This window comes from Pseudomonas sp. UBA5568, from assembly GCF_002425525.1.
GTDB classification, from domain to species: domain Bacteria; phylum Pseudomonadota; class Gammaproteobacteria; order Pseudomonadales; family Pseudomonadaceae; genus Aquipseudomonas; species Aquipseudomonas fulva.
This window is the reverse complement of record NZ_DIMK01000003.1, coordinates 1-16,805: the sequence shown is the minus strand read 5'-3', so window position 1 is coordinate 16,805 and position 16,805 is coordinate 1. Positions and strand designations below refer to the sequence as shown.

At 60.9% G+C, this 16,805-nt stretch carries 24 protein-coding genes; 6 read left to right on the top strand and 18 right to left on the bottom strand.

Annotation, left to right across the window (positions count from 1 at the left end; all coding sequences use genetic code 11):
• Nucleotides 1–19: 19 nt before the first annotated feature.
• Nucleotides 20–187, bottom strand: coding sequence for a hypothetical protein (locus tag B2S33_RS01760; RefSeq protein ID WP_288649594.1), 168 nt, complete (start codon nt 185–187; stop codon nt 20–22).
• 360 nt (nt 188–547) lie between these two features.
• Between B2S33_RS01760 and B2S33_RS01755 the strand changes: the two genes are divergently transcribed.
• Nucleotides 548–847, top strand: coding sequence for a hypothetical protein (locus B2S33_RS01755; protein ID WP_027916381.1), 300 nt, complete (start codon nt 548–550; stop codon nt 845–847).
• Between the two features lie 464 nt (nt 848–1,311).
• Here the strand turns inward: B2S33_RS01755 and B2S33_RS01750 are convergent, their stop codons facing one another.
• Nucleotides 1,312–1,569, bottom strand: coding sequence for a hypothetical protein (locus B2S33_RS01750; RefSeq protein WP_027916380.1), 258 nt, complete (start codon nt 1,567–1,569; stop codon nt 1,312–1,314).
• 316 nt (nt 1,570–1,885) lie between these two features.
• On the opposite strand from B2S33_RS01750, the gene B2S33_RS01745 reads away from it, so the two are divergent.
• Entirely contained in the window at nt 1,886–2,194 is a 309-nt protein-coding gene (locus B2S33_RS01745) for a hypothetical protein (protein WP_027916379.1), read from the top strand.
• 35 nt (nt 2,195–2,229) lie between these two features.
• Here B2S33_RS01745 and B2S33_RS01740 read toward each other — a convergent pair whose 3' ends face one another.
• The 3 genes from B2S33_RS01740 to B2S33_RS01730 form a co-directional block, all read right to left on the bottom strand.
• Nucleotides 2,230–2,466, bottom strand: coding sequence for a hypothetical protein (locus B2S33_RS01740; protein WP_305955242.1), 237 nt, complete (start codon nt 2,464–2,466; stop codon nt 2,230–2,232).
• Between the two features lie 124 nt (nt 2,467–2,590).
• Nucleotides 2,591–2,797, bottom strand: coding sequence for a hypothetical protein (locus B2S33_RS01735; RefSeq protein ID WP_028687870.1), 207 nt, complete (start codon nt 2,795–2,797; stop codon nt 2,591–2,593).
• 117 nt (nt 2,798–2,914) lie between these two features.
• The gene (locus B2S33_RS01730) at nt 2,915–3,223 is read right to left on the bottom strand and encodes a hypothetical protein (protein ID WP_023533881.1); all 309 of its coding nucleotides are present in this window, start codon (nt 3,221–3,223) and stop codon (nt 2,915–2,917) included.
• A 214-nt stretch (nt 3,224–3,437) separates the two neighbouring features.
• Here B2S33_RS01730 and B2S33_RS01725 point away from each other — a divergent pair, with 214 nt between their 5' ends.
• Nucleotides 3,438–3,764, top strand: coding sequence for a hypothetical protein (locus B2S33_RS01725; RefSeq protein WP_027916377.1), 327 nt, complete (start codon nt 3,438–3,440; stop codon nt 3,762–3,764).
• A 93-nt stretch (nt 3,765–3,857) separates the two neighbouring features.
• Here the strand turns inward: B2S33_RS01725 and B2S33_RS01720 are convergent, their stop codons facing one another.
• Complete coding sequence (locus B2S33_RS01720) at nt 3,858–4,028, bottom strand: hypothetical protein (RefSeq protein ID WP_023533860.1); 171 nt, start codon at nt 4,026–4,028, stop codon at nt 3,858–3,860.
• A gap of 135 nt (nt 4,029–4,163) precedes the next feature.
• Here B2S33_RS01720 and B2S33_RS01715 point away from each other — a divergent pair, with 135 nt between their 5' ends.
• Nucleotides 4,164–4,682 (top strand): methylated-DNA--[protein]-cysteine S-methyltransferase, encoded by a 519-nt coding sequence (locus B2S33_RS01715; protein ID WP_027916376.1) that lies wholly within the window; start codon nt 4,164–4,166, stop codon nt 4,680–4,682.
• Here the strand turns inward: B2S33_RS01715 and B2S33_RS01710 are convergent.
• Both B2S33_RS01710 and B2S33_RS01705 read right to left on the bottom strand, forming a co-directional pair.
• Entirely contained in the window at nt 4,667–4,909 is a 243-nt protein-coding gene (locus B2S33_RS01710; protein WP_027916375.1) for a hypothetical protein, read from the bottom strand. The genes B2S33_RS01715 and B2S33_RS01710 overlap by 16 nt on opposite strands.
• Nucleotides 4,906–5,646: a carbon-nitrogen hydrolase family protein gene (locus tag B2S33_RS01705; protein WP_288649592.1), complete on the bottom strand. Its 741-nt coding sequence runs from the start codon at nt 5,644–5,646 to the stop codon at nt 4,906–4,908. Before B2S33_RS01705 ends, B2S33_RS01710 begins: the two co-directional genes overlap by 4 nt.
• Nucleotides 5,647–5,760: 114 nt before the next feature.
• Here B2S33_RS01705 and B2S33_RS01700 point away from each other — a divergent pair, with 114 nt between their 5' ends.
• A complete protein-coding gene (locus B2S33_RS01700) occupies nt 5,761–6,453 on the top strand; it encodes a metallophosphoesterase (protein ID WP_242810444.1) in 693 nt (230 codons plus the stop codon).
• Here the strand turns inward: B2S33_RS01700 and B2S33_RS01695 are convergent.
• Both B2S33_RS01695 and B2S33_RS01690 read right to left on the bottom strand, forming a co-directional pair.
• Nucleotides 6,434–7,045: a LysE family translocator gene (locus tag B2S33_RS01695; protein ID WP_288649590.1), complete on the bottom strand. Its 612-nt coding sequence runs from the start codon at nt 7,043–7,045 to the stop codon at nt 6,434–6,436. The genes B2S33_RS01700 and B2S33_RS01695 overlap by 20 nt on opposite strands.
• A 97-nt stretch (nt 7,046–7,142) precedes the next feature.
• Nucleotides 7,143–7,964: a helix-turn-helix transcriptional regulator gene (locus B2S33_RS01690; protein ID WP_288649589.1), complete on the bottom strand. Its 822-nt coding sequence runs from the start codon at nt 7,962–7,964 to the stop codon at nt 7,143–7,145.
• 128 nt (nt 7,965–8,092) lie between these two features.
• On the opposite strand from B2S33_RS01690, the gene B2S33_RS01685 reads away from it, so the two are divergent.
• Nucleotides 8,093–8,716, top strand: coding sequence for a LysE family translocator (locus tag B2S33_RS01685; RefSeq protein ID WP_288649587.1), 624 nt, complete (start codon nt 8,093–8,095; stop codon nt 8,714–8,716).
• 36 nt (nt 8,717–8,752) lie between these two features.
• Here B2S33_RS01685 and B2S33_RS01680 read toward each other — a convergent pair whose 3' ends face one another.
• The 8 genes from B2S33_RS01680 to B2S33_RS01645 all read right to left on the bottom strand — a co-directional run.
• Nucleotides 8,753–11,227 (bottom strand): autotransporter outer membrane beta-barrel domain-containing protein, encoded by a 2,475-nt coding sequence (locus tag B2S33_RS01680; RefSeq protein ID WP_088523774.1) that lies wholly within the window; start codon nt 11,225–11,227, stop codon nt 8,753–8,755.
• A gap of 132 nt (nt 11,228–11,359) precedes the next feature.
• Nucleotides 11,360–11,635, bottom strand: a complete 276-nt coding sequence (locus B2S33_RS01675) for a peptidylprolyl isomerase (protein WP_027916368.1) — start codon at nt 11,633–11,635, stop codon at nt 11,360–11,362.
• Between the two features lie 75 nt (nt 11,636–11,710).
• Nucleotides 11,711–12,481 carry a 3-hydroxybutyrate dehydrogenase gene (gene hbdH / locus B2S33_RS01670; protein ID WP_027916367.1) on the bottom strand — a complete coding sequence of 257 codons (771 nt, stop codon included), beginning with the start codon at nt 12,479–12,481 and terminating at the stop codon, nt 11,711–11,713.
• A gap of 178 nt (nt 12,482–12,659) precedes the next feature.
• Nucleotides 12,660–12,941, bottom strand: a complete 282-nt coding sequence (locus B2S33_RS01665) for a peptidylprolyl isomerase (protein WP_027916366.1) — start codon at nt 12,939–12,941, stop codon at nt 12,660–12,662.
• Nucleotides 12,942–12,977: 36 nt separating this feature from the next.
• Nucleotides 12,978–14,087 (bottom strand): 3-deoxy-7-phosphoheptulonate synthase, encoded by a 1,110-nt coding sequence (locus tag B2S33_RS01660; RefSeq protein ID WP_049696004.1) that lies wholly within the window; start codon nt 14,085–14,087, stop codon nt 12,978–12,980.
• A 570-nt stretch (nt 14,088–14,657) separates the two neighbouring features.
• Nucleotides 14,658–14,966 (bottom strand): hypothetical protein, encoded by a 309-nt coding sequence (locus B2S33_RS01655; protein ID WP_128610515.1) that lies wholly within the window; start codon nt 14,964–14,966, stop codon nt 14,658–14,660.
• A 98-nt stretch (nt 14,967–15,064) separates the two neighbouring features.
• Nucleotides 15,065–16,360 carry an MFS transporter gene (locus tag B2S33_RS01650; protein ID WP_028687876.1) on the bottom strand — a complete coding sequence of 432 codons (1,296 nt, stop codon included), beginning with the start codon at nt 16,358–16,360 and terminating at the stop codon, nt 15,065–15,067.
• Nucleotides 16,361–16,603: 243 nt separating this feature from the next.
• A partial coding sequence (locus B2S33_RS01645; RefSeq protein WP_288649583.1) for a hypothetical protein occupies nt 16,604–16,805 on the bottom strand: 202 nt, incomplete at its 5' end.

Genomic DNA, 16,805 nt, shown 5'->3' with positions numbered 1-16,805 from the left:
CGGCCACCGCCAAAGCACATTAGCCATTGACCCGCACAGCCAGCAAAGCCCGTTCCTTGCTCAACGGCTTGAGCAGGCCTGGCTGCTCTCCGATGCTCATGACCAGATCGTAGTCTCCGCGCTCGCCAAGGAGAATGCGATAGACCTGGGCAGTTCTGTCGGTGCTGGGCGAAGTCAATTTGTCCACGAGCAGTGTATAAGTGGTGACACCAAGGTGCTCAAGGCCTGTGCAACTTCGGTATCGATTTTCGCTCGCCATTTCTGCATGACGTGCCGGTGCGCCATGACCGTCAGGGCGATCGCCAACAGTGGCAACACCGCAGCTGCGAAGAAGGTCAGTAACGAATTCATGATTGATGCTCGCGGTAGATGTGCAGTGCGTCCAGGCATCGCTAATGGCGCTCTATCGCGACAGCCCAGCATTATGGCACCGACGTTCCCGCTCGTCTGATCGATGAGGTTCGATGCCATATTTCGCTAGTAGCCCAAGCGGCAGGCGGCTAATGTCCCTCTTAGCGGCCATTAGACTAAAGTATTAGGAGGCGCGATGCGGATACGCGGCAGTGTGTTCTGGTCCTGGGCTGACCCTACGTTGCACCATCGCGCGCACGAAGAGACATTAAGCGACAAGACGTCGATTAATGTACAGGTTCGTCTGTCCCGAAAAGGCCTCGTTCAGCTGTTCATAGGTGTCTATGCCCCTGGCGGCGTGCCTGTCTATGAGGAGGCGTTCGACGACCGCCCAAAGGAGTCCATGTCCCGGGCATTGGCCTGGGGCGTCATGAGGGCCCGCGAAGTGGCTTCTTTCAATTCCCAGAGCATCCCCAAGAGCGGTCATGGAACATGATGGCTGCCGATACGTCTGAACTGCTGAGCGCAACAAATGCCCAACGTTTCACACGTTGAGGAGTTTGAACATGACTGAACAGCAACCTGAACCCAAAAAAGATCAGGTACCGGCTCACGCCACCGAGGAGGAAAAAGCGCGACTCAAGGACAAGAACAAGGATGGCATTCCGCCTGGAGTCGCCTGACAGTTTTTACCGGGCATGAACTTCTGAATGCCACCGCTTATCTGATTCAGGCGCCGGGTCATTCGGCTCAGGTCAGTCGTTATTCAAGCGGAAAGTTGCGTATGTTTTCAGAGGACTTCTACGGTATCTACCTTGTTGTGGAGGCGGTGGTGGCTTTCGTCGTGCTGGCGATCGCTGCTCATTGGAGTCAGGGTACTTGAGGGTGCGAGACGGCACGGGTCAATCCTGTGCCGTCTGCAGCTGCATCTCTGGGGATTTATTTCAGCCAACTATCAGCTCAACCCCTAATCATCTCCAGCCGTTCGCGGCCTGCTTCGGTGATCGCGTTCTCGCCCTCGTCACTGATGCGGTACCGTCCCGATGGCAGCTTGTGAATCGAGAATCGCACCAGCCCGCTGCGGGCAAGCGCTTGTCCGGCTTCATAACTCATTGCATTTTCCAGATCGTAAACCTTGATCTCACCAATCTTGAAACGTGAAAACGCAATGAGTGCTGAATCGATGACGTCTTGGCTGACGGAATGAACGTGTTCCATTTGACTTCCCAGTTCGTGAGTGGCCCGGTCCATGGACATAAGCAACGGACCTTGGCAGTTCGTCGAAAGGCGAACGCTACTACGCTTGGTACGAGACGTGTACTGGGTTTGCATCCACGCTGGATGCAAACCCAGCGACATGACCGCGGCACTGGGAGTGCCCGATGCTTTTCGCCACGACAGCTAACTGAATACTGAAGTAGAAGCCAAGCGCGTAGAGGCGTCATGAGCACTTTGCTTTTGACGCACTCAACCGCAATACTTCGCGTATTCAATCGGAGGAAAGTGCGTGGAAACAAGAAGTGCTGTAGCTGAAATGTTCATTGGCATCCCAACACATTTCTGGGTATTGCCCGTGGCAGGCCTGATCGCGTATTACGGCGTCAAATGGTCAGCCAGGCCTACACCACGCGCGCACTGGATCAAAGGGGCAGCCTACTTGCTGCTGATCGCCCTGGCCTTGATCCCGAACGCACTTTACGCGCTCATGCCGCCTGCCCCCGGTCCTGAGCAGCTCATCGACAACCACCCTATGCCCAACTATGCCGGCCGCTTCTACCTGGACCTGTTCTACGTATTCGGCGGCTGGGCGCTGAGCAAGGTGGTCAAGCTCAGGTTTCATTGAGACGATCTTCGGGGGATGGGATTGTACTCAATGCGTCACTTGTTACGCACGGCAGGGCTAAGTGAGCTCTGCATCTTGGTTGCCACCTCCCGCAGGGCTTCGGTTACCTGTGCAAGGGCTTCAATGTGTGCGTTCACGTCGATCTGATCCGGATGAGCACCCCGCGCCTGCATGAAGCGCGCATGGCCGTTCATGGCTTTGCCAAGTTCTTCTAGATGATCTGCGGTTTTGACCAAGTCCGATTTGATGCAGTCAAGTGATTCCATGAACATGTTGACTCGATGGGCGATGCGTTCAACGTTAGCATGTTTGTCAGCCGCTGCGCTTGGCCCGGCTTCCAGCAACGGAAGGGAACGCCTGTGCCCACGCTCTTTCTCCACCTGCCTACGACCCCAATCAGGAGGGTGCTTGATCTTCGGATTGCACCATTAGAACCGATCCCTGAGCGTCAGTACCCAGCAAGGCCGGGCCACTATCAACACGCGTTTCGGCAAGCGCTGTATCAGGGGAGCGAAAGATCTGCTGACGCTGCTCGGGGCTCACGAGGGTTATCAGCTTACCGTTCTGGTAAAACAACCGCGTTTGTTTAGACGACTCGTTCATGGGCTCGGCATCCTTGGCTGAAGGGTTCGCGTGCCGGGATTGGCCTGATGACATTGCCACCCTATACCTGCCCTTGCTACTGGCAGAACTGTCAGGCGACAACCTGCACAGCGCCGCCTACTCTATCAAGCGTTCCGGGTTGAAGAAAAAAGAGGCGATCAGAACTGCGGCGATAACCCCGCTGGCGTCAGCCAGGAACAACGACAATGAGTGACTGTTGCCTACTGTTGCGCCCAGGCCTGTAGCAAAATTCACCCCATGCGGGAATGCAGCGACCATCAGCAGCACGCTGGCCAGCAGGCAAGCGAGCAGCTTCATGTACAACCTGCCGAACGCCAGCCCGTAGGTCCAGAACACCAGGATGCACACCACGGCCAGACCGGTCGATGTTGCAAATTGTGCTAGCACTTCTAGCCACCACACCATGTAGGACTCCAGCGAATCGCCCAATTAAATCAGTCAAGCAGTGCCCACATTTGTGTGGCTGTGCATGATTGCTCATCAGAAACAAGACAGGCTGCATTCGTTCCGCACGCCGGTAAAAAAGGGCAACCGTGATGTTTCCGGAATTCGACGATGGTCCATTCCTCCTTGGCCCTTTCACTTGCTAAAATGCCCGCGACTGATCGAGGCCAAAGAAATGCCTAACTTCCTGTATGTCGTGGCGGCGCTGTGTGTAGCACTCGTGGGCTGCGCTTCACCCGGCAAGCCCACTGCAAGCAAGCTCACATCCAAAACGCCCCAGCAATATGCCGCCTGCGTTATGCCGCAATGGCAGGCCTTGGCACCCAATTCAACGCAGAAATCCATCCCCCATGGCGTACGCATGACGGCGCCTAGTGCGGTGACGACCGATGATGTGCTGGAGGTGATCGAGTCGGGGGAGGGTAGCCGCGCGACATTCTATAAAGGCAGCTTTCTGTCGGGCGACAAGCTAAGGGTGGCGGCACGCGAATGCCTTGAGTGACAGGTGCGTCAGGCGGGTTTGCAGGCGGGCGTGATCGCAGGAAAAAGGGCGGTCCTTCGCCTATTCAAGAGCGTGGTAGTTGCGGCGCGCCGTTCATTGAAGCAGTGCAGGCTTGCGTGCGGTTTTGCGGCGTACTACATTGCATACCCAGCGCTTGCCACACCGGTAAGGCGCGCGGATGAACGTCAGGTCAGCGATCAACCTGGCCCCTTGTGCCTTCAGGGCTTGAGCGAGTTGTGCGAGCGTCTCAGCTTCGATAGTCATGATTCACCTCGTCAGTTTCTTGCAGCGTTCACAAGTGTTGACCGGTGCCGATTCGCAGTAATTCAGTTCCATTACGGTTAGTCGCTTTGTCATAAGCACCCCCCGCACGCTGCCTTTTCATTTCCGAGTAGCGGTATGCCCAGCCTGTACACCCTCATGCCATCGCTGGTTGGCACGCTGACCCTTGTCTCTCGGGATCAAAGGCTGATCGCCGTGCTGTGGGAGCAGGAGCGGGAAAACAGAGTGCGTCTTGGTCCGTTGCAGCGTGACGATCACTGCCCCGTTCTGATCGAAACCGCACGTCAACTGACCGAATACTTCGCCGGCTCACGTCAGTGTTTCGATCTGGCCCTGGAATTCTCTGGGACGGCGTTTCAGCGTCGAGTGTGGGACGCATTGCTCTGCATACCCTTTGGTGAAACCCGCACGTATGGTCAGATCGCCCAGCAGATCGGCAACCCCAGTGCCGTGCGGGCGGTAGGCGCTGCCAATGGCCGCAATCCGATTTCGATCATTGCGCCCTGTCATCGTGTGATAGGGACTGGCGGTGGGCTCACCGGCTTTGCCGGTGGCCTGGCCGCCAAACAACTGCTATTGGCCCTCGAAGGCCGGCAGACGTTGCCACTGGACTTGCGGCTTCAGCCCAGCCAGTAGGCGCCAACGCACGAGAGTGCAGTCAGAAATGTACCTACCATGAGTGAATACTCCCAGCGCACACGGCGCAATCGTGCCTGAACAGCCCGCAGGTATTGACCTGGGGCAGGCGCATCACGGCGATGGCGCATGCCCTCGGCAATGTCGGCCACCTGGCCATCGATTAGCAACCCGATCACGTAGTAGCTTAGCCCGTAGCTCGCCAGTGCCAGTACCAGGTAAATCACGCGGGCGCATCCAGCGGCATCACGCTGGCAGTGCCAGCCTCGGTGTCCAGCAGCAGCAGGCCTTCGCTGTGGGAGTCCAGGCAAGCCAGCAGGCGACCCTCACTGTCCCACGCCGCAGAACCACCGGCCGCCAGGAACTCGCCGGCGGGTCCAACGCAGTTGGCCATCAGCACGGTCAGGCCCAGTTCGCGCGCCACCTGCGGATAATGCATGTGTCCTTCGCTTACGCCTTTTGCCGTCTTGGCCACACTCACCAGATAGATGTCTGCCCCTCGTTCTCGTGCCGATGCAGCATGTGCCATGAACATCGATTCATAGCAGATGGCGGGCGCAATTTGGTGATGCGCCGTCTGAATCAGCGAGGTGCTCACCCCTGCGTTGAAGTAGGGCAGTTCATCTTCGTGCAGACGCTGTTTTGCATAGGCTTGGCGTGGGGCGCCCGGGGTGAAGATCGGCATGCCGATCTGGATGCCGTTCGGGGTTGGCAACGGTAATCCCGCCACAACGAGGATGCCCAGGCGGTCACTTGCCGCTTGCAGCGGGTCCAGGCGTGGGGAGCCCAGGGGCAGCGCAGCCTGACGGGCAATGGTGGGTTCGTAACCGGTCAACGACAACTCGGGAAAGACGATCACGGCAGCGCCCAGCCTCGCAGCTTGTTCGATGCAGGCCAGATGACGCCTGACGTTGGCCGCCACATCGCCCTTGAATGAACCCAGTTGTGCAGCGCACAGATTCATGACACTTCCTTCCCTGGCACGTGATCGCCGAGCATACTCCCGACCAGCCGCTTGTGCCATGCTGCCCAGGCAAAGTCCTAGAAAGTCTTTGTCTACTTGCAAAGGAATAAGGTCATGCAGCGTTTCCAGCTTGTCGGTGCCAATGTTCAAGGTCGGGATCTGGCCGTTGGAGACATACACGGCCATTTCGACCGGTTGCAGCAAAGCCTGGACGCCGTCGGTTTCAACAAGGAAAAGGATCGGCTATTCAGCGTCGGCGACCTGGTCGATCGCGGGCCCTTTAGCCGGGCAGCCCTGCATTGGCTGGAGCAGCCATGGTTTTATGCGGTCCAGGGCAACCACGAGTCGCTGGCGATCAACCTGGTCCGTGGCGGCCGGCTGGACCTGGCGATGTACCGTGCAGCAGGGGGTGGGTGGTTCATCGATTCGACGGCCGCTGAGCAGCTGCGCTTCGTCGAGCGTTTCGAACAGATGCCGATCGCCTTGCAGGTCGAGTCGGCAAGCGGCCCCATTGGCCTGTTGCATGCCGACAGCCCGTTCGACGACTGGTCCACCCTGCGTACCTGGCTCGAACTGGACGATGACCCAGACGTGCTTGAAACCTGCCTGTGGTCAAGGCGACGTTTGAAGCAGGCCGATACCACGCCCGTAAAAGGGTTGCGCGCCCTGCTGGTCGGTCATACCACTGTCCAGTCTGTCAGGCAGCTGGGCAATGTGTGGCACTTGGATACCGGGGGATGGACCAGTGGGCATTTCAGCCTGATGGACCTGCGTACACTGATGCTGGTCAACGCCAGGCCAGCGTGATCAGCAAACCGATGCCGAGCAGTAGCAACACGAGGCCTGACAGCCGTTCGAGTAAGGGCAGGGCACTGCTGAATCGCCGCAGTACCCGCGGGTGGCCTATGCTGACAGCGACCAGCAGGTCCCAGGCAAGCACCGCGCAGAACATCCAGATGCCGTACGACAACAGCCACATAGTAGAGCTGCCCGCTACCAGGCTGGCCAGGCTTGCGTAAAACAACCCATTTTTTGGATTGAGCAGGCCGGACAGCAGGCCCATCTGCAGGTTGCGCCACCAGGTGGGTGCGCTGCTGGCCGAAGTCGGGGACATGCTGGTAGTGCCGGCATGACGCAGAAACGCAATACCCAGATAGACCAGGTAAACCGCACCGGCCAGTTGCAACAGCTCGAACAGCGCGCTGCCCTCGCGCAGTATGGACACCCCGGTGAAGGCCAGCACGATGAATACCCCGTTGCCCAGGGCAATGCCCACGCATGCGCCGCTGGCCACGCGCCAGCCACTGGCAATTGCGGTTCGGGCAATCAGGAAGAAATCCGGCCCGGGCGACAACAGCGCCAGGAAGTGGGCAAGGGCAATCAGGATAAATGCTTGCATGGTCGCAGGTGACTCGGCGCTTGAGATCAGTTGCCTGAGTGTGCGACTGCAGGCACGCTGCGTATTGAACAATATTGCAGGTGGTGACCGCGCAGCCTTACTTCATGGTCTGAGCCTTGAGGTAATGCCCCGGTGTGATCCCGACATGCGCCTTGAATACCCGCTGAAAATGGCTTTGATCGGCGAACCCCAGGTCGTGGGCGACCTGAACCAGTCGGTGACCCTGCCGGAGCAGTTGACGGCCCTGGTTGATCCTGGCGTTGAGCAAGTAGGCGTGCGGCGTCAGACCTGTGGCAGCCCGAAACGCGCGAATCAGTTGATAACGACCAAGGCCTGCCTCCCGGGCCAATGACTTCACGGTCAGGCGAGCCGGATCCTGGTCGTGCAGGGTCGTCAGCAAATCCTGCAGCGCTGGGGCTTGAAGGACGGGTGCTGCGGCCAAGGGCGAGAAGGTGTCGAAATCCATGTCGCACAGAAAAGCGATCAGCTCGGCCTCCTTTTGCATCGGGGCCGCCTCGGAAAACAGCACGTCGTTGAGTTGGCAGAATCGGTGGTACGCTTCGGCATCCCGGCTGACACGCGCCGGTTGTTCAGGCGCGCCGCAGGGCAGGCCGGACTCAGTGCGCAGCTCGGCCAGCCAGCGCGCATCCACATGCAGCATCTGGTAGCTCCAGGGCTGGTCTGCCTCGGGGTTGCAGGCATGGACCCGGTGCGCAGGGACCGCCACCAGCGTACCGGGGGTGAGCCGCTCGGTCCTGCAACCTGCACCTGTGAACAGGCTGGAACCCGCGTCCACGGCACCGATGGAGAAGGTCGGATGGCTATGGGCTTTGTAGCAGGCCCGGCTGTTGCAGGCACGGCGGCTCTCGACCTGCGGCAAGCGTGGATCTCGCCACAGGCGGGTATTGGAACGCGGCATCGGAAGGTCCTCGTGATGGCTGACAGCTTAAACAGACGCTGCTGGCCCGTACAGTTGTCGCGCGTGACTGTACCTTGACGCTGCGGCCTGGTACCTGCGATACAGCCCTAAATTCAGAGGATAGAGGGATGGACCTTGCCAGCCTGATGCTTTTCATACCGGCCTGCTTTGCCCTGAACATGGCACCAGGTCCCAACAACCTGTTGTCGCTGCACAATGCCAGTCGCTATGGGTTGCGCGCCGCTTGCCTTGCCGGGGTAGGGCGTCTGTTTGCTTTCAGCGGCATGATAGGCCTTGCGGCCATGGGCCTGGCCGTGGTCCTGCATACCAGCGAAACCCTGTTTCTGGCGATAAAAGTGGTGGGGGCGGTGTATCTGTTCTATCTGGCGTGGCAACTGTGGCGTGCGCCAGTGGCCGCGGCCGTCGATGCTGGGTACTCGGCGCGCAGTGGGTGGCGCCTGGCGCGTCAGGAGTTCATGGTTGCAGCAGGCAACCCGAAAGCCATCCTGATATTTACAGCCTTTCTGCCACAGTTCGTATCGGTCGCCAGCCCCGTGCCGGTAGGCCAACAGTTCCTGTTACTAGGGGTTTTGTTTCTACTGCTGGAATGGGCAGCCATCGCGCTCTACGCTGCAGTGGGCGCTTATTTGCAGCGATGGTTCTCGCGGCCGCGGCCTCATAGGTTGTTCAATCGCACCAGTGCCGCGCTGCTGGCAAGCGCAGGGGCAGGGCTGTTGGTCGTTCGGCGTTAGTCAAGGGCAGTNNTGGCCGCGCCCCCCGCTTACTTGTCAGAACTGCCAGCGTACGCCCAGGTTGACGCCGCTGGCCTCTTGTTCACGGCTATCCAGATGCGTCGTGTACTGAATCCCGCCGTGCACGCTCAACGAAGTATTGAGTTGCGCTGCAACGCCTGCTTCGGCTTGCAGGGCGGTGTAGCGGTAATCAGTCTTGACCTTGTCCGTCTTGTCGAAGACCAGCGCATCCCTGCCGCCGTCCCCATGCCACAGGTTCACTTGCGCGTAGGGCTGCAGCAGCCGGGCCCCGTTGGGCTGGAATCGTCCCTCCAGGCGCAGCCCGATGCGGCCAGTGAGTTCAACCTGCGCGTCATGATCGATACGCGAGACGCGATCATTTGCGGTATCGAACTTGGTCTTCTGGGCGATGACCTGTGCCTGCGGCTCGATTGCCCAGTGCGATGACAAGGTTACGGGCACGCCGGCTTCCAGCGAAGCGGCCCAGGCGTCCCCGTCCAAGTCCAACTTGTCGCCTCGGTCCGAGCGCGCCCGCCCATCCAGACGGGTGTATTGCAACACGCCATCCAGATAGCCACCTTGCGCACCCACCCAGCTCCAGTACGCACCTGCGCTTTTTCCATCCAGGCGCAAGTCACCGACGCTACGGTTCTCCTGGGCCAACGCGAAGCCCTTGACACCGGCCGTCAGGCGAGACTGGCTGAGGTATACCCCAGCGTGTTGACGGGCACCGCTATCACTCACATGAGCGTACACGTCCTGACCAACCTTGAAGCCATACAGGTCGCCATCGAGGCTGGGGCTGACCGTACCACTCCACTGTTGACGGAGTGCGCCGCCGTAGGCCTGACCCCAGGCAGCGGGCAGTGCGCCCTGGCCCTCCAGCAACTGCTGGTCGCCCTGACGCTGATGGAAGGTGCCCAGCCCCTGGCGCACCACGATGGCTGCCCCCCTGGGGGCGGCGGCGTAGACCGCGACCTCGGGACGATACAGCGGCAGGCTCTGGTTGCCGGCGATCGGGGCGGGCAAGTCCAGTTGCCCTGGGGCTGGAGCGGCAACCGGCGGGGTAACCGCCGGCTGTTCGGGGGCCGGCTCGGCAGGGACCTCGGGTTCGGGCTCAGCCGGCGGCGTCACCACAGGTGGCGCCACCAGCGTCGAGCGCAGGTACCAGTTGTTCTCGCTGCCAGCGGTAACACCACCTTTGAACAATCGATAGTCGTAGGCACCCGCCGAAAGGGTTTGCGTTTGCACGAAGGCGGTAGCCGTACTGGTGGCACCGTCGCGTGCCTCCACGACCTGAATGCCGTTCTGGGGTGTCGACGCGCCGGCTCCCCCCAGATTGTTGACGATCAGGCCGGTCGTCCCCGTTATGGACCCGGCGCTGACCACCAGGCGATCGGAGGGCGCATTGTCACCGGCCAGCACACTGTTCACGCGCAACAGGCCGTTTTCGCCGACATAGTCGCCTTGGATGGTAAGACGGCCCAGGGCATCGCCACCCTCGGTGAGGTTGAGCGTTCCGGCGTTACTCACCGATGCGCGTTGCCCTGGGCCAAACGCTGTGATCACGCCCTCGCTTGAGGCAAGGACGCTGTTGCTGTCGAGGGTGAGCCTGCCGGTTCCGGTGCCGGCGTCTCCAAGGACCAGGGTGTCGTTGAGCGCCAGCTGACTAAGATTGGTCAACGCCACCGTCTCCCAGTTGAGGTAGCGAGCACCGCCCACCGCGCGGCTATTGTCGAACGTGAGGATATCGTTGCCTTCGCCGCCATCGATTGTGATGATCAGCGTTTCCGGATTAAGCCCGGAGAGCAGCGCAGTGTCGTCGCCCGGCCCGGCATCGACTTTCCCGCCGATCGTCCCGCCGTCCCAGACGAAGCGATCGTTGCCCGTGCTGAGCAGCACGTCCCCTGCGACGCTGCCGCCATGGATCAGGACGCTGTCGTCGCCGCCGCTGACGCTGATATTGCCGCCAATAGTGCCATCGAAGACCTCGATGTAATCGGTGTCGAACGCGGCAATGACATTCCTGTCAACGCTGCCACCGCGCATGATGAAGGTATTCTTGTCCAGGCGCAGGTTGACGTTTCCGATCCTGCCGCCGTCCATTTCGGCGTAGTCGCCGCTGTCGAAGGTGCCCTTGATCCAGCCGCCGGACATGTAGAAGGTGTCCAGCCCGTCACCCTGGTTGACGTTACCCTCGATCACGCCGCCGCTCATGACGAAGTCATCGATGCCGCCACCCTGATTGACGTTGCCGGCGATCGTGCCGGAGGCCATGTCGATACTGTCCCGGCCTGGGCCAAAGGTGACATCGCCCTCGATGGCGCCGGTGCCACCTGCCGGAAACACCAGACGGTTGTCACCCTCGGTATCCACCAGCGAAGGCGCTGACCCGCTGTCGCAGACATACGTGTCGTTACCGGCCCCAGGGGAAAATGTACAAGCTGCCTGAGCGGATGGCAGGGCCGCGCCCAGCAAACTCAGTGAGCCCACAATCAGTCGTACACGCATAGCAAAGCCTCCATTCAAAGCCAGCGCGCAACGTCAATTGCGCGGGGTCAGGCACTTTTTACAGAGGAAGGCTTGGGAGCGACAACTGGCAGAACTGCTAGTTGCTGGGTATTTAGACGGCAGTGTTGAGACTCAGTCGCGGTAGAACGTCTGCACCAGGTGATAGCCGAATTTGCTCTTCACGGGCCCATGCACAACGCGCAGGGGCTTCTTGAAGATGACCTGGTCGATCGCACCGACCATCTGCCCAGGGCGGATCTCTCCAAGATCACCGCCACGCTTGCCCGAGGGGCAGAGGGAGAACTTCCTGGCGAGCACATCGAACGCCTCACCCTTGGCGATGCGCTGCTTGAGCTTTTCGGCTTCGTCAGCAGTCTTGACCAGGATGTGGCGGGCTTGGGCTTTCATGATCTACCTGTGCATGCAGCGAGAGAAAGCAGCCATTATGCCCGACGCACCGCTACCACCGCGAATCGGCATGGCTTATTGCGCCAGCCATCCACCGTCCATGTTCCAGGCCGCACCGCGCACCTGGCTGCCAGCCTCGCTGCATAGAAACAGCACAAGCTCGCCCAGGTGCTCGGGCGCTACGAACGCTTGTGAAGGCTGTTTTTCCGCGAGCAATTCCCGTTCTGCCTGCTGCGGATCGACGCCGGTTGCAGCACGTGCGTCGATCTGCTGCTGCACCAGCGGCGTCAACACCCAGCCTGGGCACAGGGCATTGCAGGTCACGCCGCTCATGGCGGTTTCCAGCCCTACGACCTTGGTCAGGCCAATCACCCCATGCTTGGCGGCGACATATGCGGCCTTGCCGGTGGAGCCGACGAGCCCATGGACCGAGGCGATGTTGATGATGCGGCCCCAGTTGCGGGCGCGCATACCTGGCAGCACCAGGCGAGTGCCGTGGAAGACCGCAGACAGGTTCAAGGCAATGATCTTGTCCCAGCTGTCCACCGGGAAGTGCTCGACAGGTGCCACATGCTGGATCCCGGCATTGTTGACCAGGATATCCACGGCACCGAATGCCTGTTCGGCAAAGTCCAGCATGGCCTCGATCTGCGCGGCATCGGCAAGATCAGCGGGGTGATGGCGCACCTGCACCCCTAATTGCTCAAGGCTGGCGATGGCAGGTGAAGGGTCACCAAAACCGTTGAGCACGATGTTGGCCCCCGCTCGCGCCAGCACATGGGCAATGCCCAGGCCAATGCCGCTGGTGGAACCTGTGATCACTGCTGTCTTGCCTTTGAGGGTCATGCAAAGCTCCCTAACAGCGCGCCGGCGCCGACTGGAACGAAGAAAGCCGTTGGGCATCGCCCGGGATGGGCTGAGCGTAGGAGCGGAGCGGCTGATCAAAGGTTCCGCAGGGGCCTTCGCGTGAGGCCAAAGCAGCGGCTTTGCGCCACTCCCTCCTACCGGGCTTGCTTCGCAGGGCTTAGTCCTGGCGGCTGGTCACTTCCAGCAGGTGGTAGCCGAACTGAGTCTTGACCGGACCCTGCACGGTGTTGACCGGGGCGCTGAAGACCACGGTATCGAATTCCTTGACCATCTGGCCAGGACCGAACGAGCCCAGGTCACCACCCTGACGGCTGGACGGGCAGGTGGAGTTGGCCTTGGCGATTTCAGCGAAGTCGGCACCCGCTTCGATCTGGGCCTTGAGTTCGTTGCACTTGTCTTCGCTGTTGACCAGGATGTGACGGGCGGTTGCACGTGCCATGGGGTACTGCTCCTTGGGAGGGTAAAGAGGCAAAGCCTAACGCACTTCAACCGGTCGTGTCTCGCAGGGTTCGGCCTGCCGCTCACCCAAAAGGCGTGCCGCACCCTGCAACAAGGTCTCAGTGGTGGTCCAGCCAAGACAGCCATCGGTGATGGACACGCCGTATTTCAGCGCCCCGTTGCTCAGGGCCTGACAACCCTCGAACAAGTGCCCCTCGATCATCATGCCGACGATCGAGGTGTCGCCGCTCAATCGCTGTTGCAACACCTCGTTGAAAACAGCCGGTTGCCGGGCGGGGTCCTTGCCACTGTTGGCATGGCTGCAATCGACCATGATGCGCGCAGGCAGGCCTGCTTTGGCGAGCCCCTGACGGGCCAGGGCAAGGCTGTGGGCGTCGTAGTTCGGACCTTGATGGCCACCTCGCAGCACCAGGTGAGTATGCGCGTTACCCAGGGTTTCGACGATCGCAGGGTAGCCCTGTGCATCCATGCCGAAATGCCGGTGGGCATGGGCAGCACTGCGCATGGCGTCCGTCGCGATGGCAACGCCGCCATCGGTGCCGTTCTTGAAGCCTACCGGCAGCGCCAGCCCGCTGACCATTTCTCGATGAATCTGTGATTCGGTGGTGCGGGCGCCGATGGCGGCCCAGGCCAGCACATCGTCGAAGTAGCCAGCGGCCATGGGCTGCAGCAATTCGGTCGCAACCGGCAGGCCCCGTTCGATCATGCCCAGCATCAGCCCCCGCGACAGTGCCAGACCTGCATGCATGTCGTCGCTGCCATCGAGGTGAGGGTCGTAAGCCAGGCCCTTCCAGCCCACCGTCGTGCGCGGTTTTTCCACGTACGCACGCATCACCAGCAGCATGCGTTCGCCGACCTGTCGGCTCAACGCGGCCAGGCGATCGGCATATTCCAGCGCCGCGCGCGGATCATGCAGCGAGCATGGCCCTACGATGACAAGCAGGCGAGGGTCGCGCCCTTCGAGAATGTCGCAAATGGCTTGGCGGTGCGCCTGGACTTGGTGTGCGAGCGAGGCAGACAACGGCATCTGTTGTTTGAGCAGGTGCGGGCTGGGAAGGCGGCGGCTGACAGCGGTATTGGCAGCTTGGGCTTGGGTCAGGGGCAGGGCGAGGCTGGAGGCTTGCATGAGGGTTTTCCTTGGGCGGACGGCAGGCACTATGGCTGCGCAGTCGGCCCTATCGAGGTGTTCGACAGATCGGTGTTTGGCTATTGGCTGAATCAGTGCCACCTGTGCAGAACCGGTCGGAGGCGGCAGGCTGGCCCGAGCGGACGTGGCTAAATCGCCAGGTGGAGGTGCTGGTTACGTAATAGGTGTCGTATTTCATGAATCTGTCCTCTGGATCGTTTGGGTGTAGGCCTGAAAAAACAAAACCCCCGGTCGGGAGGCCGACCGGGGGTTTGAGTATTCTCATGTTCGGCGGCCCCTCGAAGGTGGACGCCGTGTGGGTATCGGCGCCTAGTGGCTAAACCAATACCCGAAGTAATAGGAGGCAGGTGCGTTCACGCACACGGTCACGACCGCTGCCGGGCGCGGGGCGCGGCCAGTGGTAGTAGCGAGTGTGTGGATGGTTGCTTGCATGCTGCTCTCCAGTGAATGAGCCCGAGCTTACTGCACATTGCGCGGGCCATTCAATGGAAAATTGCTATGAGCGTAATCGATCGGATGATTACGCCGGGTGGCCACTGGACCGTGGTCTTAGTGACTGTCTTGATCTTCAGCTTGACCACCAGTGGCGCCTGCGCCTGAGCCAGTGGCTTCGCCGGTGCTGTTGGAGCCGCCCGCAGCACCGTCATGGGCACCTACGGCTCCGGCGTTGCTGCTGTCATTGTCACGGCTGCTGCCTGGGGTATTCACGCTGCTGCCTTCACCTGCAGTCTTGCCGCCCATCTGGTCGGTTTTCGGGTGCATGTCGGTGTTGGTGGTGTCAGTGGCGGCCTGACTGGTACCGGCCAGGGTGGCCAAGGCGAAAGCAACGGACAGCGAAAGGCTACGGATGCGAATCATGGCGAAGCTCCTGTGCATGGATTCTGTCATTGCTTTGGCATAGTCCTGCACAGGAGGTGCCCAGAGGGCGACGGATGGTCGGTTAGGGCACGCTTGCCTCAACAGGCCTCGCCGTGGTGCGAAGGCTTGGGTTCGGCCGTTTCCATCGGAGGATGCTCCTGCGCGGCATGCATCAGGTCCTCGGTGACCCGCAGTTCAGCGCCAGTAGGCGAGAAGGTGGTGGAGGCCGTGAACGGGGCAGGGTGTTCCGCGGCCGGGCGCTTGCCGCGCCGCCACAGGAAAAAGCCCACCATCAACAGGTTGACCACGGCAAACGCCCAGAAAAGCCCGGCTTCGCCAAACTCGGTCATCACGGGTGATATCGCCATCGGCGCCATCGCCGAGCCCAGCGAGTTGATTAGCAGCAGCCCTTGGATCATGGGCACCAAGGCATCGGATGGGGCACGGTCGGCTGCATGGCTGACCGCCACCGGATACAAGGTGAACACCCCGCCTCCCAGCAGAAACAGCATCGCCGGCAGCAGGAATGCATCCGAAGGCAGGAACACGGTGACCAATGCCAGCGCCGCGCACACCGCCGCCAGGGCAATCAGCACGTCCTGACGGTCCTTGCGGTCCGACCACCGCCCCACCGGGTATTGCAACAGCATGGCCCCGAGGATGACCCAGGCCATCATGTTGCCTACTTCGCCGACGTCCAGCCCGATACGTTGGAGATACAGCGGCAGCAACGTATAGATCCCGGCAATGGCCACGCCCGAACCAAAGCATCCCACCAGTCCCGAGGGTGCCACGCCCAGCAGTTGCCGCGGCTTGAGCGGCTCTACCTGGTCCAGCAGTGGCGAAACCCGTGGCAGGATCACGATCGGCAACACCGACAGGGCGGTCAGCACACCTGCCAGCATGAAAGGCGCAGTCTCGCCCAGGCGGGTGATCTCGCCAAGCCCTGCCTGAGCCAGCACCCCGGCGCCATAGAAGGCGATCATGTACAAGGCCAGCAGGCGACCGCGGATCTTGGCGTCTCCGGCAAGCAACAACCAGCTCTCGATGACCAGGAACACCCCCACGGCCGCCCAGCCATTGATCAGGCGCAGCACCGACCACCAGGTCACGTCATAGAACAGGCCTTGCAGCAGGATGGTGACGCCGATCAGCGAGGCAAAGCTGGTGTAGGCGCGGATATGGCCGATGCGCAGGATGAGCCGATCATTGAAGATGGCCCCCAGGGTCAGGCCGATGAAGTAGGTGGACGAGACGATGCCGATGGTGGTGGCAGACTCGCCAGCCTCGCCGAGTCGCAGGGTGGTCAGAGAAGACATGAAGCCGTTGCCCAGGGCAATGATGAACAGCCCGAGCAGCGGCGCCAGCGCCATGGCCAGCAAACGCGCAGACATAGGTACCTCTAGTTGGATAGGCGAAGGTTGGCCTTTTCGAGCGCGCACGCTGGTCGACCCGGGTAGGGTAGAGGCTGCACGGATGCGACCTGGGCAAGACTCAACCGCTTGGCCATGCAGGAAGACGGCCGGGCGGGGAGGGTTGAGCCTATTTCACATGAGCGTTCATGGGGTCAGGCGCGGACTCGGTCTTGGTTGCCGGTTGCCACCGTTCAAGGCGACGGGCGAAAAGGAAGCGCGATTCTACGGGCTTGCAGGGTTTTGCCAAGGGTTGACTGCCTGCGGCGCAATGCCGCAGTCTCGAAAAGACATGCCAATGTCTTTCCCAGGCAAATCGCCCGCAGTCGCAGTCGCGGCTGCTGTTGCTGTTGCTGTTGCTGCTGCTGTTGCTGTTGCTGTTGCTGTTGCTTTGGCTTTTGCTTCTAAGCGCGCGGTAGCCCAGGCG

What these genes read in the sequence shown, in the direction of transcription:
- B2S33_RS01675 (WP_027916368.1), bottom strand. Translation starts at nt 11,635, where the DNA reads ATGAAAGCCCAAGCCCGCCACATCCTGGTCAAGACTGCTGACGAAGCC.
- B2S33_RS01685 (WP_288649587.1), top strand. Translation starts at nt 8,093, where the DNA reads ATGGACCTTGCCAGCCTGATGCTTTTCATACCGGCCTGCTTTGCCCTG.
- B2S33_RS01680 (WP_088523774.1), bottom strand. Translation starts at nt 11,227, where the DNA reads ATGCGTGTACGACTGATTGTGGGCTCACTGAGTTTGCTGGGCGCGGCC.
- hbdH (WP_027916367.1), bottom strand. Translation starts at nt 12,481, where the DNA reads ATGACCCTCAAAGGCAAGACAGCAGTGATCACAGGTTCCACCAGCGGC.
- B2S33_RS01695 (WP_288649590.1), bottom strand. Translation starts at nt 7,045, where the DNA reads ATGCAAGCATTTATCCTGATTGCCCTTGCCCACTTCCTGGCGCTGTTG.
- B2S33_RS01665 (WP_027916366.1), bottom strand. Translation starts at nt 12,941, where the DNA reads ATGGCACGTGCAACCGCCCGTCACATCCTGGTCAACAGCGAAGACAAG.
- B2S33_RS01655 (WP_128610515.1), bottom strand. Translation starts at nt 14,966, where the DNA reads ATGATTCGCATCCGTAGCCTTTCGCTGTCCGTTGCTTTCGCCTTGGCC.
- B2S33_RS01690 (WP_288649589.1), bottom strand. Translation starts at nt 7,964, where the DNA reads ATGCCGCGTTCCAATACCCGCCTGTGGCGAGATCCACGCTTGCCGCAG.
- B2S33_RS01700 (WP_242810444.1), top strand. Translation starts at nt 5,761, where the DNA reads ATGCAGCGTTTCCAGCTTGTCGGTGCCAATGTTCAAGGTCGGGATCTG.
- B2S33_RS01750 (WP_027916380.1), bottom strand. Translation starts at nt 1,569, where the DNA reads ATGGAACACGTTCATTCCGTCAGCCAAGACGTCATCGATTCAGCACTC.
- B2S33_RS01740 (WP_305955242.1), bottom strand. Translation starts at nt 2,466, where the DNA reads ATGTTCATGGAATCACTTGACTGCATCAAATCGGACTTGGTCAAAACC.
- B2S33_RS01650 (WP_028687876.1), bottom strand. Translation starts at nt 16,360, where the DNA reads ATGTCTGCGCGTTTGCTGGCCATGGCGCTGGCGCCGCTGCTCGGGCTG.
- B2S33_RS01715 (WP_027916376.1), top strand. Translation starts at nt 4,164, where the DNA reads ATGCCCAGCCTGTACACCCTCATGCCATCGCTGGTTGGCACGCTGACC.
- B2S33_RS01660 (WP_049696004.1), bottom strand. Translation starts at nt 14,087, where the DNA reads ATGCAAGCCTCCAGCCTCGCCCTGCCCCTGACCCAAGCCCAAGCTGCC.
- B2S33_RS01745 (WP_027916379.1), top strand. Translation starts at nt 1,886, where the DNA reads ATGTTCATTGGCATCCCAACACATTTCTGGGTATTGCCCGTGGCAGGC.
- B2S33_RS01735 (WP_028687870.1), bottom strand. Translation starts at nt 2,797, where the DNA reads ATGAACGAGTCGTCTAAACAAACGCGGTTGTTTTACCAGAACGGTAAG.
- B2S33_RS01755 (WP_027916381.1), top strand. Translation starts at nt 548, where the DNA reads ATGCGGATACGCGGCAGTGTGTTCTGGTCCTGGGCTGACCCTACGTTG.
- B2S33_RS01705 (WP_288649592.1), bottom strand. Translation starts at nt 5,646, where the DNA reads ATGAATCTGTGCGCTGCACAACTGGGTTCATTCAAGGGCGATGTGGCG.
- B2S33_RS01730 (WP_023533881.1), bottom strand. Translation starts at nt 3,223, where the DNA reads ATGGTGTGGTGGCTAGAAGTGCTAGCACAATTTGCAACATCGACCGGT.
- B2S33_RS01720 (WP_023533860.1), bottom strand. Translation starts at nt 4,028, where the DNA reads ATGACTATCGAAGCTGAGACGCTCGCACAACTCGCTCAAGCCCTGAAG.
- B2S33_RS01725 (WP_027916377.1), top strand. Translation starts at nt 3,438, where the DNA reads ATGCCTAACTTCCTGTATGTCGTGGCGGCGCTGTGTGTAGCACTCGTG.